Here is a 15,530-nt window from a genome sequence, read left to right as displayed (position 1 = left end):
GGAACCTCCGGCGCAGGGGGATGTGACCCGCACCGATCGGTAAACCCGCTGCTCACCTGACGGAAACCGGCACCTTGTGACGCTCTGACAGGATGCCATCATGATCGATAGGGCGGCTGTGCACGAGTGGCGGGTGATCGGCGCGGCGCGGCCCGCGCTGCCGCTGCTGCTGACGGCGGGCCGGCTGGCCACGCCGCTGCGGAAGATCCCGAAGCTCGGCTGGGTGGTCGCCGATCCGGTCACCGCGCGCGCGATCCTGAACGATCCGGCGCACTTCAACCTGCTCGGCGAGGGCGGCGTCGGCCACATGTGGTCCCAGCTGCTCGGCGACTGGGTCAACGAGGTCTTCGACGGGCCGGGCCACCACAGCCTGCGGGCACGGACGCGCGACCTGTTCACCGAGGAGAGCGCGACCCGGCTCGCGGAGCGCGTGGTCGGGCCGCGGCTGGCCGAGGCGGGCGCGGACCTCGAGGCCGGGCGAACCGTGGACGTGGCCGACCTGGCCCGGGTGCTGGTCGGCCGGATCGTGGCGGACCTGCTGCACCTGCGCACGCCGGGCACGGACGCGGCGTACCGGGAGATCTTCGCGACCGGCGAGGAACTGGCCACGCTCGCGATGGACGCGTCGACGACCACGCACCTGGCGCCCGCGACCCTGGCCCGCGGCCGGGAGATCGTGGCCCGGCTGACCGTGAACGTGCCGGAGGCGTTCCGCACCGCGCCGCCGACGACCGTGCTCGGCCGGTGCCGTGAGCTTGGCGTGGAGCAGCTGCACGCGGAAGGGCTGTCCACGCTGCTGATGGTGGCGGGCACCGAGACGGCCGCGAGCGCGATGGCCCGGATCGTCGCGCTGCTGCACGACTCCGGCGCCCAGCACCGGGTGCTGGAAGATCAAGATCTGATTCCCGACGCGGTACGGGAAGGGCTGCGCGTCACCACGCCCGCTGCCGCGATCGGCCGGTCGGTGACCGCGGACGTGACCGTGGCCGGGCGGCGATTGCGCGCCGGCGAGCGGGTGCTGATCCTCACGCACGCGGCGAACAACCGGGCCGGCGGGTTCTCGCTCGATCGCGGATACCTGCCGGACCAGCGGCAACTCTGGTTCGGCGCGGGACGGCACCTGTGCCTGGGCGCGCCGCTGGCCCGGGCCGAGATCGGCGGCATGCTGCGGATGCTGACCGGGCCGGGGCGGCCGTGGACGATCCGGGGGCGGCGCTACCGGCGGCGGGTGCTGATCCCGTCGTACGAGTCGCTGCCGGTGACGCTCGCACCGGCCCGGGTACCGGCCGTGGCCGGCACATGACCGTCTCGTCCGGGGGCGTGTCCGGCCCGGCCGACAACGCGTCCGGCCCGGCCGGCAGCGTGTCCAGCCCGGCCGGCAGCGTGTCCAGCCAGGCCGGCAGCGTGCCCGGGCGGCGTGCGGGCGGCATGGCCGGGCGGCTACGGCGGCGTGGTGCGGGTCTGCCCAGGCCACGCCGTGGACGTGACGTTGACGACGGTGAGGTTTCCGGAGGTGCCGCCGTTTGCGAGGATCATGCAATGTCGTCGACCGCGCACACTCCGTCGTCTTCGGACAACATTCCGGATATTCCGGATTTATCCGTGATGCCGGAAAAGCGAGCTAGCTGGCGAGGGCGGTGGGTTCGCCTGGCCATGGTCGCGGTCTCGGTCGTGGCGCTCGCGATCATCGGTCTGCGCGGCCGGCTGCCGGACCCGCGCGAGTTCACCGACGCGCTCGGCGGCGCGCACTGGGGCTGGATCACGGGCGCCGTCGTGCTGCAGATCATCTCGCTGTCCTGCTTCGCGTTCCAGGAGCGGCACCTGCTGACCGCGCTCGGCGCGTCCATCCGGCGGCGCCGGCTCTTCGCGATCATCCTCGCCCGTACCGCCATATCGATCTCGGTCCCGGCCGGTCCGGCCGTCTCCACCGGGTACGCGATCAACGAGTACAGCCGGGCCGGCGTGGCCCGCGAGATCGGCGCGGTCTGCGCGATCGTCTCCGGTCTCGCCTCGATCGGCGGCCTCACCGTCCTCTACGCCGGCGGCGGCGCGGTCGTGCTCACCCACAGCTCCGCGACCTCGCTGAACTGGCAGCCACTCGCGATCGTCGCCGCCATCGCCGCGCTCACCGCGACCGTGATCGCGATCGGCCGGCGCCTGCCGTCCCGCCCGTTCGACGTCGGCAGCGTCCCGGAACACCGCATCGGCCGGTACGCCCACGGCCTCCTCCTCTCCGCGCGCGCCGCCTGGCACGCCGGCGCCGGACTGCGCGTCCGCGACTGGTGCGCGGTCGTCGGCTACTCCGCGGTCAACCGCCTCACCGACCTGCTGTGCCTGGTCGCCTGCACGCGCGCGCTCGGCCTGCAGATCAGCCTGATCACGCTGGCCACCATCTACCTCGGCGTCCAGATCGTCCGCCAGGTCCCGCTCACCCCCGGCGGCATCGGCGTGATCGAGACCGCGCTGGTCGCGGGCCTGACCACGGCCGGCTCCACCGCGGTCACCGCGACCGCCGCGGTCCTGGTCTACCGGGTGATCTCCTGCTGGCTGCTCATCCCGGCCGGCGGCGTCGCGGGCCTGCTGATCCGCCGCCGCTGACCGGCCGCGCCGGCCACCCCCGTCGCCCGATCTCGCCCGCTGCCTGATCTCCGCCGGCCCTCGGGCCCATCGGCCAGCCCGGTGGATCCGCCACCGATGGGACAACATCGATCGCCGCCATCGTCTAGTGTCGTTCGGACATCGACGAACATACGGGGGCGCGATGGCCGACAGGATCGATCCGTCCGGACTGCACCGGATGTTGTCCGAGACCCTGAACGCGCTGTCCGCGCCCGGTGCCACCGGGGCCGCCGGGGCCGCGTTCGGGGCCGCCGGGGCCGCCGGGGCCGCGTTCGGGGCCGCCGGGGCCGCGTTCGGTGATCGAGGGCCGGGCACGGCCGGTGATCCGGAGCCGGTCGAGGGCGTCGGGCACGGCGCGGACGGGCTGATCGAGGTGCGGGTCGGGCCGCCGGGGCGGGTCACCGGGCTCGATCTCCGCCCCGAGGCGCTGCGGCTGGGGCCGGACCGGCTCGCCGCGGAACTGACCGTGGCGATCGACGCGGCCCTCGCGGGACTGCGCGAGCGGCTCGCCGACGGCGCACCGGACCTCGGCGCGCTGGCCGGGCAGCTGCGCGACGTGCAGCAGGAGACCGGGCGGCAGCTCACCGCGTTCACGGACTCGCTCTTCGCCGCGCAGCAGATGCTGATCCGGCGCGCGGACGGCGAGCGATGACCGGCCTCCGGATCGACCCGGACGCTCTGGCCGAGTCCGGAACGGCGCTGGCGGCGGCCGCGGAACGGCTCGGCGATGCGGTCGCCGGGTTCCGGGCACGGCTGACCGGTTACGGCGCGCCGTGGGGCACCGACGACATCGGCTCGCTGATCGGCGCCGCGCACGACGAGGTGTCCGCGTACGCCTTCGAGTGCTACCAGGACGGCCTCGACGAGATCGGCGCGGCCGGCCAGGACGTCTCCCTGATGGGCGAGACCTACCGCGCGGCCGAGTCCACGATCGAGGCGGACCTCGACGCCGTGCGCCGCAGCCTCGGCGGGTGAGCCCGGTGACGACGACACCCGGCACACCGGAAAAAAGGGCGGGGACGCGTGGGACTGCAGCTGCCCGGTGAGCTGATCTCGTTGCTCGGCGTGCTCGGCTACAACTGGCCGGAGGCGGACGAGACCGCGCTGCTGGAGATGGGGCAGGCCTGGACCGAGTTCTCCGGCACGCTCGACGGGCTGGTCGCGGAGGCCGGCGCGGCCGCGGCCACGGTGTGGGAACGGCAGACCGGCGGTGACATCGCGGCGTTCCAGGCCTGGTGGAGTGCGGAGGAGAGCCCGGTCGCGGCGCTGCGGGACGGGGCCACCGCGGCCACGCTCGCCGGGACCGGCCTGATGCTCTGCGGCATGATCGTGCTCGGCCTGAAGATCGCGGTGATCGTCCAGCTGACCATCCTGGCGATCCAGATCGCGCAGGCGATCGCCACCGCAACGGTCACGGCCGGCGCGACGCTGCTGGAGATACCGGTCTTCCAGGCGCTGGCGCGGACGATCATCGGCGGGATGATCGACGAGGTCGTCTCCCGGTTGCTCGAGGCGTGACCCGGTGGCCCGGCGGCGAGGGAGCAACGCCGGGCTGATCTCCGCCGCGCTCAGCTTCCTGCGGAAGGCCAACAAACGAAACCGCCCCGGCCGCCTGCCGGCGGAACAGCGGGATCACCTGTTCCGGGGCAAGGTCGCGCCGACCGGGCATCCGCGGGTCGTCGGATACCACTACCGGCCCGGTGGTCGTGACTTTCCCGACCGCCGGGTGGTGCCCGGCTCGATCAACCGGCCGACCGCCGGCGGTCCCTACGAGGCCAAGCCGCAGATCCTCGATCGATCGGTCAATCCGCCGGTCTGGCGTAACAAGACCTCGAACGGGGGCTACAGCACGTTCTTCCCTGATCACTGGACCCCGGCCCAGGTGGACGCGGCGATACCCGGCGCGTTCGCCCGGTCCACGCCGGTCCCGGCGGGAACGCCGGGAGGAACACCCGCGCTATGGCGTGGCGAATATCGTGGTGTGCAGATCGAAGGCTGGTATCTCAAGGACGCGAACGGACACTTCGTCACAGACAGCGCCGGCAACAAGGTTCCCGGGAACGGCTGGCCTCTCCTCTGAACCATGGAGAAAGCACATGAGCGACCTGCGATTCGAACTGGACCCGCACTACAACGCCGTCAACTTCACCACGAGCGACGAACGCTACGGACCGCTCGGAGTCTTCCTGATCAGCGAGATCTCGACGCGTCAGGGGCCCGCGCTGGACGCACTCGCAGTCCTGGACGATGCGACACGCGGCGAGGAGACCGAGCCCTGGGACAGCGAGAGTTACGAGGTCACCTTCGACGAGGGCGGTCTGCGATTCCAGAACCGCTTCGCGCTGGATCAGCGCGCCGAGTACACGCTGGACGAGATCCGGCCGGTGATCGAGAGCTATTGGCGCTTCGTCAGCGCGGTACCGGAGCGTCCCGGCGCGTACCGCGAGTACTGGCCTGACCTTCCCCGCCCCGAGGCGGAGGTGCTGCTCTGGGAGAAGACCTGGGGCCGGGCTCACCCGTACCGTGGGCGGCTCTTCTGAGGGAAGAACCGCCCGCGGCACGCGAGGGATCAGGGTTGCCTGGGTGAGGTGATGGTGAGGATGGTGAACGGGGCGATCAGCGACCACTCCGTCAGCACCTGGATCTTGACGCCGAGGCCGGCGACCTGGACCGAGCCCTGCGGGTTCGCCGCCGAGTAGTACCGGTTCGGGTCGGAGTCGTCGAACGTCGTCACCGGGGGCCGCGCCGGCACCGTGACCGGAACGCCGTTGCGGTGGAACGTGACCGCGTCCGTGCGCTGCACGCCGAACGTGGCGTCGAACGGCTGCCGCCGGTTACCCAGCCGCACCCCGTCCGGGAACACGATCGGTTCCGGCCGCGCGTCGACCGGCAGGACCGCGCCGCCGCCCGGGTGGTTGATCGTGTCGTTGTCCGTGAACGCGTCGTTGACATACCAGACCAGCAGCCCGTCCTGGTACGGGAACTTCTCCACCCAGTCCGGCCGCGTGTTCGCCCAGCCGTAGTTGTACGGCCCGGTCTTGAGCACCTTGTCGTACCCGGTGTAGGTGCGCCACTCCGCGATGTAGTACCGCGGCGCGACCCGGGTCAGCGTGCCGGTGAACCGGGTGAACCCGCGCGCGGTCCACGCCGTGGTCGCCGACTCCACGTCGTCCGTCCACACCGGAGCGCCGTTGACGACCAGCGTGATGTCGTCGAGGAACGCGCCGGCGAAGTGCACGCCGCCGTCGGTCTGGTAACGGAACCGGAACTGCACGGCCTGCCCCGCGAACGCGCTCAGGTCGTAGGTCAGGTCGACCCACTCCCCCTCGCTGGACCCGGTCAGCGGCGTGCCGAGCCTGGTCCACCGGTTGCCGCCGTCCGCGGACACCTCCGCGTAGAGGTAGTCGTAGCCGGCCTCGATCTCATACCACGCCTTGGTGGTGAGCGAGGCCGTGGTCGCGGCGGTCAGGTCGAGCGTCCGGGTGAGCATGGTGTTCAGGTCGTTCGCGTCGCCGCCCCACCACTCGTACTCACCGGAGTAGGGGGTGTTGTACTCGCGGACGACGGTCTGGTCCGGCAGCGGGACGATCACGGCCTGCGGGAGCGGGCCCTTCGCGTCCGCGGCCTGGCCGAGCACGACCGTCTTCTTCTGCCCCGGTTTGACCGTGGTGTAGTCGAGCCAGCCGAGGAACAGCTTCTCCCACGCGCCCATGTAACCGGGCGTGGAGCCGATGTTCTGCGGGTCGTGGGACAGCCACGAACCGGCCGACATCAGCGACCAGAAGCCGGTGCTGTTGTCGCCGCCCTGCGTGTCGTAGAGGTCGGGCAGGCCGAGGTCGTGCCCGTACTCGTGGGCGAAGACGCCGAGGCCGCCGTTCTCCGGCTCGGTGGTGTAGTCGCCGATCCACAGTCCGCTGTCGCCGATCGGGACGCCGCCGAGGCGGTTGTGTTCCGGGCCGGTCTGGCCGTAGTCGCCCTGGTAGGTGTAGCCGCGGTGGGACCAGATCGCGTCCGCGCCCTGTGCGCCGCCGCCGGCCTCCTCGCCCTCACCGGCGTGGATGGCCTGGAAGTGGTCGATGTAGCCGTCCGGCTCGTTGAAGTCGCCGTCGGTGTCGAAGTCGTAGCGGTCCCACACGTCGTACTTCGCCAGCGACGCGGTGATCTGGGCCGGGGTCTGCCCGGCGGCGACCTGAGCCTGGTACCACGCGGTGGCGCTGTCCTTGACGAAGTCCTGGTAGCCGGTGCCGCCCTCCCAGGTGTTGCTCCCGTACCGCGCCTCGTTGTAGGGCACCTGCACCCAGTCGCCGACCTCGCCGGTGACCGTGTACCGCCCGCCGGACTGCGCGGTGTAGAACGTGGTCATCGACTCCTTCTTCGTGCTGAAGAGGAGCTCCTGGTAGTACGCCGGGCTGAAGTCCGGCACCCACAGCGTGGTGTTGTCGTTGGCCCGGTCCGGCGCCGGGAGCTGGTTGTGCAGCGGGCCGGGCGTGCCGCCGGTCTGCGGCAGCGTCTGCGTGCCGAACTCGACGAGGAACGTCAGGACGGGGTCGGTCTTGGTCTTCTGCCGCACCTCGACCCAGCGATCGCCGCCGAGCCGGACGACCTCGGACCCGTTGCGCTGCTGGCTGGTTACCTCACCGTTGAGCAGTTTGGTGAGCGCCTCCTCGCGGGCCGCCTCGCGGGACTCGCCGAGCGGGTGTTCCAGATTGTCCGCCTTGACCGGCGTGCGGGGCTCGCTGTCCATGGCCGGGGGCGCCGCGATGGCGGGGCTGCCCGGTACGACGAGGACGAAAGCGGCCGCGGTGACGCCCACCAGGACGGTTCTGATGTGACCGTGCAAGAGGGGGACTCCTTCCCCATGTGACGAGATGGAAGCACGCTACCCCCTTGATTCACACATGCAAAGACGTGCATTTTCAGCCGGTCGTGACCCGCGTCATTCCGGGCTCCACGGGACGATTCACCCGGCATACTTCGACCGTGACACGAACGCCGAGGCTTGAGATCGAGTACTGCACGCAGTGTCGCTGGCTGCTGCGCGCCGCCTGGACCGCGCAGGAGCTCCTCACCACGTTCGGCCTGCGGCTGGGCGAGGTGGCGCTGGTGCCGGGCACCGGCGGCGTCTTCGACGTGCGGCTCGACGGCGACCTCGTCTGGTCGCGAAAGGAGTCGGGTCACCCCGAGATCACCGAACTAAAACGATTGGTACGGGACCGTATCGCGCCGGACATGAGCCTGGGCCATTCCGATAAGCGCTGAGCCGGCCTCGAGGTCGTGCACGGCGGCGCGCGCGGTGTCGGCGAACCCGTCCGGCACGCCCGGCAGCGCCGCGGCGGACTCGACCATGCCCTTCTCGTTGATCAGCCACCGCCCGGCGTACCCGTGCAGCGCCTGGCAGACCACGCCGACCAGCCGGAACATGCAGCCGGCGCGGTAGACCGGGTCCGGCGTGTTGGACGCGATCCCGATCATGAAGTCGGCCTCCCAGAGTCCTTCGCGGAGCGCGGTGCCGAGCGCGGGCGGGTACGGTTTCGCCGTCAGCGTGTCGAACGTGGCGCCGGTCACCGCGAGCGGGCGGCAGAGCGCGACCTCCCCGGCGTACACATGGGAGTAGAAGCCGAGCGGATGGCCCGGCTGGAAACCGATCTCGAACCGGCCGGCCTCGCAGTCGGCCCGGATGCGCTCGACGCGGGCCAGGTCGCGGTAGATCCAGTCGACGCGCTCGCCGTCCACGGTCAGCCAGCCGCCGCCGTCGACCCACGGCCCCCAGCCGCCGCGCGGAGTGACCTCGGTGTCCGTGCCGGTCACGTCCGCGGCGAGCCGGCGCAGCGCCGGGACGTCGAGGTCGTCGCGGTAGTAGAGGCCCAGGTCGTAGTCGGAGTCGGGCCGGTGCGTCCCGCGCGCGCGGCTGCCGCCGAGCACCACGGCCTCGACGCCACCGATCGTGGCGAGCCGTCGCGCGATCTCGATCAGGCGTGCGTCGTCCACCCCACAGATCCAATCACGGGGGTACGCCGTACGCGCGCGAATTTCGGGTCATTGACGTTTGTCACTGCATGCCTCTACCGTCGGCGGAGGGAAAGCGCTTTCCGGCAGGTCGCCGCGCTCGGCCGGCCGGTTCTCCGCGCGCGCCCGTCCACCGGCTTTCGAAGGGATCCGCGCCATGACCACGTCTCGCCGCACCCTGCTGACCGGCGTCGCCGCGGCCGCGACGCTCGGCGGCCTCGCCCGCCCGGCCGCCGCGCTCGCCGCACCGTCCACTGCGTCGGCCCCGTCCACTGCGTCGGCCCCGTCCACTGCGTCGGCTCTGAACACTGTGTCGGCTCCGTCCGCCGCGTCCGCTCCGGACGGGTTCGCGGCCGTGTCCGCGCTCGGCCTGCCCGGAACCACCGGCGGGGTCGCCGGGCCGACCGTGACCGTCACGAACGCGACCGACCTGGCCTACTACGCGGGGCGGAACACGCCGTACACGATCCTGGTCAGCGGGCGGATCACGTTCGGCGACATGATCACGGTGGTGGCCGACAAGACCATCCTCGGTGTCGGCACGACCGCGGTGATCGACGGGGGCGGGCTGCAGCTCGGGTCGACCACCCGGCCCGGCAACAACGTGATCATCCGCAATCTGACGTTCGTCAACGCGTCGGACGACTCGATCAGCGTGACCAACGCGGCCCATCACGTGTGGATCGACCACAACGACCTGTCCCGGGGTTACGACGGGCTGCTCGACGTCAAGCGCGCGTCCGACTTCGTGACGATCTCCTGGAACCACTTCCACGACCACAGCAAGACCACGCTGGTCGGGCACTCGGACACGTACACCGCGGACCGCGGCCACCTGCGCGTCACCTACCACCACAACTTCTTCCAGGGCACCGCGCAGCGCCACCCGCGCGTCCGGTTCGGCGACCCGGTGCACGTCTACAACAACTACTTCCTGAACAACGAGCTGTACGCGGTCGCGTCCACGGAGGACGCGGGTGTCCTGGTCGAGGCGAACTACTTCGAGAACGTCGCCCATCCGGCCTACGTCGGCTACGACGAGAGCGGCCCCGGGCGGCTGGTGGAACGCGCCAACGTCTACGTCAACTCCGGCACCCCGCAGACCGCCGGCACCGTCACCGAACCCCGCACCTACTACGCCTACACGCCGGACCCGGCCGGCTCGGTCCCGTCGCTGGTCCGGGCCGGTGCGGGCGTCGGGCGGATCTGATTCTGACTCGCGTCCGCGGTGGGATTCGCTGGACTTTCTGCGACGTCGGCCGGGCCGATATCCGGCGCACCGCGCCGGATATCCCGGGACATCGGTGGCGTTGCGACTGGTGGTGGCGTTCTCGCCTCGGCGGGCCCCGGGCTCCGGGGGAAGGGCAGGGCTTGCGGCGGGGTCGAGGTTCGTCGGCCCCGCCGTCCTTCCGTGGGGGGCCGGGGTGGGTTTCGCTTGCCTGACGGTCCGCGCCGGGCGCGCGATCAGAAAATCAAGACGACACCGCTGACGCGGCCGCGCGCCGCCACTCCGCGGTGCGCACGATCCGAAGAATCTCGGGGGCATGCTCGATCGACGTCGTGGGCCGACGGGCCTGGGCGCCGGGAAGGGGTTCTACTTCGCGCCGTCGCGGAGGAGGTAGAGGCCGGAGCCGGCGCTGCGCGCGGCGGTGAACCAGGCGGGGAACTTCTCGTCGAGGAGCCACTCGACCTCCTCGACGGCATCGTCGTCGCCGCCGGGCAGCAGGTGGTGGGAGTCGTGGATCCGGTCCAGGTCGAAGGCGGACAGCTCCGTGGCGATCCGGGCGACCTGGGCCGGCGTGGCGTACATCGGGAACGGCCACGGGTCGCCGGTGGCGTGCCAGGGCGTGGACCACAGGTCGGCGAGCGCGGTCAGACCCCAGGCGCGGAACGCCGCGGTCAGCTCGTGCCAGTGGCGGCCGGGCAGCGTGGCCTCGTCGACCGGGTCGCCGAGATCCGCCGGGCGGCCGGAGCCGTCCGGCACCGAGGCGGCGTCGACGACGAACGCGGAGAGGTACTGCTCGGCCACGCCGGTCATTCTGGCACGCCGTACCGCCACGGGGTGCTCAGGTCGGGAACCGGACGCGACCGCCGGGTAGTGCGCTGTCCCGCAACGTTCGCCGGGCGTCTGTCTCATCCGTGATCGGGGCGTTCCCCACGGTGTCGGAACGGCATCGGGCCGCCTCGATCACGGGTTCGGTACCGGCGGACGTTCGTGACGGCTCAGGTAGGCCGATTCGCGGTGAAGGCGCGCACGTCGTCCAGGACATCCTAGGAGGCTGCCCTGATTCGTTCTCGCGGTCGGGCCTCCGGCCCGCGTCCGCGAGCGGTCAGCGGCCGGGTCCGCGACTGATCAGCGGTGCCCGCGGTTCCAGGCCCGCGCCGGAGTGCGGCGAGCCCTGCGCCCGCGGCTCAGGAGTGGCCGGTGAGCGCGGTGGCCGCGTCGTGCAGGAGCGTGAGGACGGTGGTGGCGAGCGGGGTCAGGCGGGTGTCGGCGAACGTCGCGGCGAAGAGCGTGCGGTGCGGGGCCGGCGGGGTGAGATCGCGGTGGACGGTGCCGGGCGCCCCGGTCAGGGCGAGCCGCGGGGTCAGCGTGAGGCCGGCACCGGCGCCGGCGAAGGCCTGAGCCGCGGCGTAGGACGCGGCCTGGAAGCGGACGTCCGGAACGAACCCGGCCAGGCCGGTGGCCCGGTCGAGCTGCTCGCGGGCGTCGGTGCCGGCGGGCAGCGCGGCCCACGGCTCGGCGCGCAGCGCGTCGAGCGACAGCGTCCGGCCGTCGGCCGCGAGCGGGTGGCCGTCCGGCAGCACCACCACGAGCGGGTCGGTGACCAGCGGGTAGAGCGTGATCTGCTCGGAGACCTTGGGCGCGTCGTCCCAGCCGGCGAAGGCGACCAGGTCCAGTTCGCCGTCCTCGACCATCGCCAGACCCCGGTCCGGGCGCACGTCGGAGACGTAGAGGTCCGCGTCCGGATGCTGGCCGCGCAGCGCGGCCAGCACGGGCGGGAGCAGGTGCAGCGCCGCGGTCTCGCAGGCGCCCAGCCGCAGCCGCAGCGACATCCGGCCGAGCAGTTCGCCGAGGCCCGCGGAGGCCTGCGCGGTGAGCCGGTCGATGTCGGCGCCGTGCCGGGCGAGCAGGTGCCCGGCCGCGGTCAGCGAGTCACCGCGCGGCGCGCGCCGCAGCAGCGGCACCCCGCACTCCCGCTCCGCGTGGGCCAGCTGCTGCGCCGCCTCGGCCGGCGAGATGCCCAGCTCACCGGCGGCCGCCGCGGTGGAGCTGTGTCGGCTGATCAGGGCGAGCAGGCGAAGGTGTCCGGGCTCTAAGGGCATCGAGAGATCCTAGTCGGTACGCCGGCGGCGGCGGCCGGAGCGTGAATCGTTCCCAAGGGGACGGTGAACGCCCTGGCGTGTCCCGATTGCGCTCGGTAAGGCTCATCCGGTCGGGTCGACCGGGCGGCACCCGGCTTCCGGGCCACCGACCGTGAGGGCGTCGGCATCCTGGAGCTGCCGAAGGTCATGCTCGACCCGCGCGCACTACAGGGAGCTGGTGGTGCTCGAGCGTATCGCCGGCAGACCGGGCGAGAAGATCGCGCCGCCGGAGTTCCTCGCCCACCAGCCGGGCAGCGCCCCAGGCATCGAAGACCCCGGGCTCCGCGATCACCGTGACCGTCGTCATCGTGGAACCGTAGGCCGAGGTCGTGCGTGTCCGGCGTACCCGGGAAGCGGTTTTGATCTCATGGGCGTGTGGCGGCCCAGGAGACCGGGTCGCGCTCGTACCAGTACCAGCCGTCGCCGAGGGGCCAGCGGAAGTGGCATCGGGAGCCGTAGCAGTCGTACGTGCCGGCGGGTGCGGTGGCGGTGAGGTGGATGAAGGCGCCGGGGACGTCGGGGTAGTCGGCCCAGACGGGGAGGATCAGGATCGTCCCGCCGCCGGTCGGGGCGGCCGTCGCGTCGACCTTCATCCACCGTACGGCGGGCGGGAGGAAGTCGGCGGGCTCGGCGTCGGCGATGAAGCCGCCGTCCGGCCGGACGTAGGACGCGACGGTCGCGAAATCCGCGTGATGGAACCGGTAGTAGGCCTGCACGGACACGCGTGTCCAGTCGACCGTCAGCACCGGCGTCGCGACGACGGCGGAGACGACGAGCACGGTGACCGACCACGCCGGACGTCCGCGGCGCCACTGGCCGACCGCCGCCGCGACGGTGAAGAGGACGGCCACCGAGCCGGCGGCCTCGGGGAGCATCGAGGTCACGGTCCGGGCCTGGGCGAGCCAGACGGCGAAGAGCTCGGCGGCAGCCGTCACCAGCCAGGCCGCGCAGACGATCAGCAGCGTCGCCGCGGCCGCTCGGCGGTGGGAGACGACGGTCGCGGGCGCTTCACTCGCACTGTCCACATCGGTATTAGATCAACAGGGTGCCACCGGCGTCGACACTGCAGCCAGTACCAGCCGTCGCCGAGGGACCAGTGTGCCTCGCACCAGTCGCCGAAGCAGTCGTAGCGCAGGCCGGGTGGGGTGTCGCCGAGGTAGGCGTAGCCGACGGCGCCGTCGGGGATGCCCGCCCACGCCGGCAGGAACAGCACCGATGTGCCGGGGCTCAGCGCGTCGACGCGGGCGGCCCTGCCGAGGACCGACAGGTGGGCGAGGCCCGGCGGGAGGGGTGCGCCGTAGTAGTCGCCGGACTCCAGGCGGCCGGTCTCGGACAGGGTCGCGACCGCGGTGAAACCGGCGCGGTTCAGGTGGTAGGTGCCGTACACGTACGTCCGGGGCCAGTCGACCGTGAGGACGACCGCCGCGGCCGCCGCGGACGCCGCGAGCGCGATCGCCGTTCACGCCGGGCCGCGACGCCGCCAGGCGCCGATCGCGGTCACGAGGGTCACGAGGACGGCGACGGCGTACACCCCGGCGTAGATCGCCGGGGCGAAGACCCAGAGCATGGCGATCTGGAAGCGGAAGAACTCGACGGCCGCCACCAGCGCCCACGCGGTGCCGATCGGTCCCAGCACATGCAACGCACGCCGCCCGGCGCTCTCCCCTGCCGTTGCTCGCATGCCGCCATGATCGAAGCTGTCGCGCGGCGCCGCCAGAGCACGGTGGGACGCTGCACCGAACCTTCACAGGAGTCCGGCCAGCCGGTAGAGGACGAGGGATCCGGCGACGGCCACGTTGAGGCTGGAGCCGGTGCCGATCATCGGGATCTCCACTGCGCCGTCCAGGAGGTCGAGCGCGTCCGGCGGGATGCCGGTGGCCTCGTGGCCGAGGACCATGACGGTGCGGCGGCGGGCCGCGGGCAGGTCGGCGAGGCGGACCGCCTCGTCGGCCAGCTCGACGCCGAGGACGGCCGTGCCGGCGCGGCGCTCCTCCGCCAGCCACCGAAGCGGGTCGCCGACGCGGTGCACGCAGGCGGGCTGGCGCAGCGTGTTGCCGCGGGCGAGCGCCTCGTCCACCCAGCCGAACGGCGGCACCGCGAGACATGCGCCGACCGCGTCGCAGGTGCGCAGCAGCGTGCCGAGGTTGGCGCCGTGCATCGGCCAGAGGGGCGCGGCGACGAGATGGCCCCAGCAGCGGTGCCGGCGGGGACGGCGGGTGGATCGGATCTCCCGGGGCGTCCTGACCCGGATCGCGGGCTTCACCGCACGGGAGCGGAGACGCTCCGGCATTCGACAGTCATGATTGGCGTGCTTCGCGGCGCACGCGGGCCATCGACGGTGATCTCGCCGGTCATTCTAGCGCGGGCCGCCGCGAAGGTCCTCGTCGGGAACGATGTCGATGACGGCCACGGCATCCACCGCGGGGAAGTCCTCGGGACCGGTTCCCGGTAGCAGCACGAACGCGTCGTTACGCTGCGGGGATGGTGCGGGACGAGCTGCTGCGGCTGCGGGCGGGCATGGTGGCCGAGAAGGCGCGGCTGGCGGCGGATCTGGAGGCGTTGTTCGCCGCGTCGCGGGATTCGAACGCGGACGACGAGCACGATCCGGAGGGCGCCACGATCGGGTTCGAGCGCGCCCAGCTGACCGCGTTGCTGGCCGCGACGCGGGAGCGGATCGCCGAGGTCGACGACGCGCTGCGGCGGGTGGCGGGCGGGACCTACGGCGTGTGCGAGCGATGCGGGCGGCCGATCGCGCCGGAACGGCTCGAGGCCCGCCCGTTCGCCCGCTGGTGCATAACCTGCGCGTGACCGCAGAAGCGTCAAATGCCGCAGAAGCCGCAGAGTCCGCGGCCGTACCGGAAGCTGCGGGCGGCGTCGAACCAGCCGCGGGATCCTCGCGACCGCGTCGACCAGATGCGGCGCCGCGCGCAGGAGGTGGCCGCCGCGCACGATCCGGTCCGGGTTGACCACCAGCGCGGCCGCCGCGATCACGCCGCCGACCAGCTCGGCCGCGTCGTCCAGCACGGCCAGCGCGATCGGGCGGCAGTCGCGGACCGCGGCGGCCAGCGCGATCGGGCGGCAGTCGCGGACCGCGGCGGCCAGCGCGATCGGGCGGCAGTCGCGGACCGCGGCGGCCAGCGCGTCCGCGTCCGGCAGCACGAGTCCGCGCCGGGTACACTCCCGCAGTACCGCGGGCAGCGACGCGACCGTCTCCAGGCAGCCGCGCTTGCCGCACCGGCACGGCTCGCCGTCCCGGGCCACTACGACGTGGCCGAACTCGCCCGTGACGCCGTGCCCGTCGGCCACCAGCCGGCCGCCGACGATCAGCCCGCCGCCGATGCCGTCGAAGAGCCGCACGTACATGACGTTCTGCGCCGCCGGACCGTCCGCGAGCGCCTCGGCCAGCGCGGCGTACCGCGTGTTGTTGTCCACCAGCACCGGCGCTTCCCAGCCGCGCGGCGAACAATTCCGCCGCGGCCTTCCGCGCGTTCCCGTCGTCGATCGGCACGCCCCCGAGCAGCCCGCCAACCGGCGAACCC

General features: G+C 72.4%; 19 protein-coding genes. 9 read left to right on the top strand and 10 right to left on the bottom strand.

The window, feature by feature from the left end; translation table 11 throughout:
* The first annotated feature begins 100 nt into the window (after window positions 1-100).
* The 7 genes from J2S43_RS14215 to J2S43_RS14185 all read left to right on the top strand — a co-directional run bounded on the left by J2S43_RS14215 (window position 101) and on the right by J2S43_RS14185 (window position 5,159).
* Window positions 101-1,303, top strand: a complete 1,203-nt coding sequence (locus J2S43_RS14215; protein WP_306829495.1) for a cytochrome P450 — start codon at window positions 101-103, stop codon at window positions 1,301-1,303.
* A 350-nt stretch (window positions 1,304-1,653) separates the two neighbouring features.
* Window positions 1,654-2,598, top strand: a complete 945-nt coding sequence (locus J2S43_RS14210; RefSeq protein ID WP_306829494.1) for a lysylphosphatidylglycerol synthase transmembrane domain-containing protein — start codon at window positions 1,654-1,656, stop codon at window positions 2,596-2,598.
* Between the two features lie 163 nt (window positions 2,599-2,761).
* Window positions 2,762-3,271, top strand: coding sequence for a YbaB/EbfC family DNA-binding protein (locus J2S43_RS14205; protein WP_306829493.1), 510 nt, complete (start codon window positions 2,762-2,764; stop codon window positions 3,269-3,271).
* Window positions 3,268-3,594: a hypothetical protein gene (locus tag J2S43_RS14200; protein ID WP_306829492.1), complete on the top strand. Its 327-nt coding sequence runs from the start codon at window positions 3,268-3,270 to the stop codon at window positions 3,592-3,594. The genes J2S43_RS14205 and J2S43_RS14200 overlap by 4 nt, the downstream gene beginning before the upstream one ends.
* 48 nt (window positions 3,595-3,642) lie before the next feature.
* Entirely contained in the window at window positions 3,643-4,137 is a 495-nt protein-coding gene (locus tag J2S43_RS14195) for a WXG100-like domain-containing protein (protein WP_306829491.1), read from the top strand.
* A 4-nt stretch (window positions 4,138-4,141) separates the two neighbouring features.
* A complete protein-coding gene (locus tag J2S43_RS14190) occupies window positions 4,142-4,699 on the top strand; it encodes an EndoU domain-containing protein (protein ID WP_306829490.1) in 558 nt (185 codons plus the stop codon).
* Window positions 4,700-4,715: 16 nt separating this feature from the next.
* Entirely contained in the window at window positions 4,716-5,159 is a 444-nt protein-coding gene (locus tag J2S43_RS14185) for a hypothetical protein (RefSeq protein WP_306829489.1), read from the top strand.
* A 29-nt stretch (window positions 5,160-5,188) separates the two neighbouring features.
* On the opposite strand, the gene J2S43_RS14180 is transcribed toward J2S43_RS14185, so the two are convergent.
* Window positions 5,189-7,459, bottom strand: coding sequence for an immune inhibitor A domain-containing protein (locus tag J2S43_RS14180; RefSeq protein WP_306829488.1), 2,271 nt, complete (start codon window positions 7,457-7,459; stop codon window positions 5,189-5,191).
* A 140-nt stretch (window positions 7,460-7,599) separates the two neighbouring features.
* On the opposite strand from J2S43_RS14180, the gene J2S43_RS14175 reads away from it, so the two are divergent.
* Window positions 7,600-7,878: an Rdx family protein gene (locus tag J2S43_RS14175; RefSeq protein ID WP_306829487.1), complete on the top strand. Its 279-nt coding sequence runs from the start codon at window positions 7,600-7,602 to the stop codon at window positions 7,876-7,878.
* Here J2S43_RS14175 and J2S43_RS14170 read toward each other — a convergent pair.
* Window positions 7,813-8,607 (bottom strand): nucleotidyltransferase domain-containing protein, encoded by a 795-nt coding sequence (locus J2S43_RS14170; RefSeq protein ID WP_306829486.1) that lies wholly within the window; start codon window positions 8,605-8,607, stop codon window positions 7,813-7,815. The genes J2S43_RS14175 and J2S43_RS14170 overlap by 66 nt on opposite strands.
* Window positions 8,608-8,782: 175 nt before the next feature.
* Between J2S43_RS14170 and J2S43_RS14165 the strand changes: the two genes are divergently transcribed.
* Window positions 8,783-9,835, top strand: coding sequence for a pectate lyase family protein (locus tag J2S43_RS14165; RefSeq protein WP_306829484.1), 1,053 nt, complete (start codon window positions 8,783-8,785; stop codon window positions 9,833-9,835).
* 384 nt (window positions 9,836-10,219) lie between these two features.
* Here the strand turns inward: J2S43_RS14165 and J2S43_RS14160 are convergent, their stop codons facing one another.
* From J2S43_RS14160 to J2S43_RS42450, 8 genes are all read right to left on the bottom strand, one after another.
* Window positions 10,220-10,654, bottom strand: a complete 435-nt coding sequence (locus tag J2S43_RS14160) for a hypothetical protein (protein ID WP_306829483.1) — start codon at window positions 10,652-10,654, stop codon at window positions 10,220-10,222.
* 383 nt (window positions 10,655-11,037) lie between these two features.
* Entirely contained in the window at window positions 11,038-11,952 is a 915-nt protein-coding gene (locus tag J2S43_RS14155) for a LysR substrate-binding domain-containing protein (RefSeq protein WP_306829482.1), read from the bottom strand.
* Window positions 11,953-12,136: 184 nt separating this feature from the next.
* Window positions 12,137-12,298, bottom strand: coding sequence for a hypothetical protein (locus tag J2S43_RS14150; RefSeq protein ID WP_306829481.1), 162 nt, complete (start codon window positions 12,296-12,298; stop codon window positions 12,137-12,139).
* A gap of 58 nt (window positions 12,299-12,356) precedes the next feature.
* Window positions 12,357-13,016 (bottom strand): hypothetical protein, encoded by a 660-nt coding sequence (locus J2S43_RS14145; protein ID WP_306829480.1) that lies wholly within the window; start codon window positions 13,014-13,016, stop codon window positions 12,357-12,359.
* Entirely contained in the window at window positions 12,947-13,378 is a 432-nt protein-coding gene (locus J2S43_RS14140) for a hypothetical protein (RefSeq protein WP_306829479.1), read from the bottom strand. The genes J2S43_RS14145 and J2S43_RS14140 overlap by 70 nt, the downstream gene beginning before the upstream one ends.
* A gap of 72 nt (window positions 13,379-13,450) precedes the next feature.
* Window positions 13,451-13,672, bottom strand: a complete 222-nt coding sequence (locus tag J2S43_RS14135) for a hypothetical protein (RefSeq protein WP_306829478.1) — start codon at window positions 13,670-13,672, stop codon at window positions 13,451-13,453.
* A gap of 63 nt (window positions 13,673-13,735) precedes the next feature.
* Window positions 13,736-14,149: a TrmH family RNA methyltransferase gene (locus J2S43_RS14130; protein WP_306829477.1), complete on the bottom strand. Its 414-nt coding sequence runs from the start codon at window positions 14,147-14,149 to the stop codon at window positions 13,736-13,738.
* Window positions 14,150-14,250: 101 nt separating this feature from the next.
* Window positions 14,251-15,429 (bottom strand): ROK family protein, encoded by a 1,179-nt coding sequence (locus J2S43_RS42450; RefSeq protein ID WP_306829476.1) that lies wholly within the window; start codon window positions 15,427-15,429, stop codon window positions 14,251-14,253.
* Window positions 15,430-15,530 lie beyond the last annotated feature (101 nt).

This window comes from Catenuloplanes nepalensis, assembly GCF_030811575.1.
In the GTDB taxonomy this organism is placed as follows: Bacteria; Actinomycetota; Actinomycetes; order Mycobacteriales; family Micromonosporaceae; genus Catenuloplanes; species Catenuloplanes nepalensis.
Note: the sequence above shows the minus strand (reverse complement) of the source record. Positions and strands in the feature narration are given on the sequence as shown.

Coding starts and splice junctions, on each gene's coding strand:
- J2S43_RS14165 (WP_306829484.1), top strand. CDS start 8,783: ATGACCACGTCTCGCCGCACCCTGCTGACCGGCGTCGCCGCGGCCGCG.
- J2S43_RS14215 (WP_306829495.1), top strand. CDS start 101: ATGATCGATAGGGCGGCTGTGCACGAGTGGCGGGTGATCGGCGCGGCG.
- J2S43_RS14200 (WP_306829492.1), top strand. CDS start 3,268: ATGACCGGCCTCCGGATCGACCCGGACGCTCTGGCCGAGTCCGGAACG.
- J2S43_RS14185 (WP_306829489.1), top strand. CDS start 4,716: ATGAGCGACCTGCGATTCGAACTGGACCCGCACTACAACGCCGTCAAC.
- J2S43_RS14205 (WP_306829493.1), top strand. CDS start 2,762: ATGGCCGACAGGATCGATCCGTCCGGACTGCACCGGATGTTGTCCGAG.
- J2S43_RS14130 (WP_306829477.1), bottom strand. CDS start 14,149: ATGCACGGCGCCAACCTCGGCACGCTGCTGCGCACCTGCGACGCGGTC.
- J2S43_RS14155 (WP_306829482.1), bottom strand. CDS start 11,952: ATGCCCTTAGAGCCCGGACACCTTCGCCTGCTCGCCCTGATCAGCCGA.
- J2S43_RS14135 (WP_306829478.1), bottom strand. CDS start 13,672: ATGCGAGCAACGGCAGGGGAGAGCGCCGGGCGGCGTGCGTTGCATGTG.
- J2S43_RS14210 (WP_306829494.1), top strand. CDS start 1,654: ATGGTCGCGGTCTCGGTCGTGGCGCTCGCGATCATCGGTCTGCGCGGC.
- J2S43_RS14150 (WP_306829481.1), bottom strand. CDS start 12,298: ATGACGACGGTCACGGTGATCGCGGAGCCCGGGGTCTTCGATGCCTGG.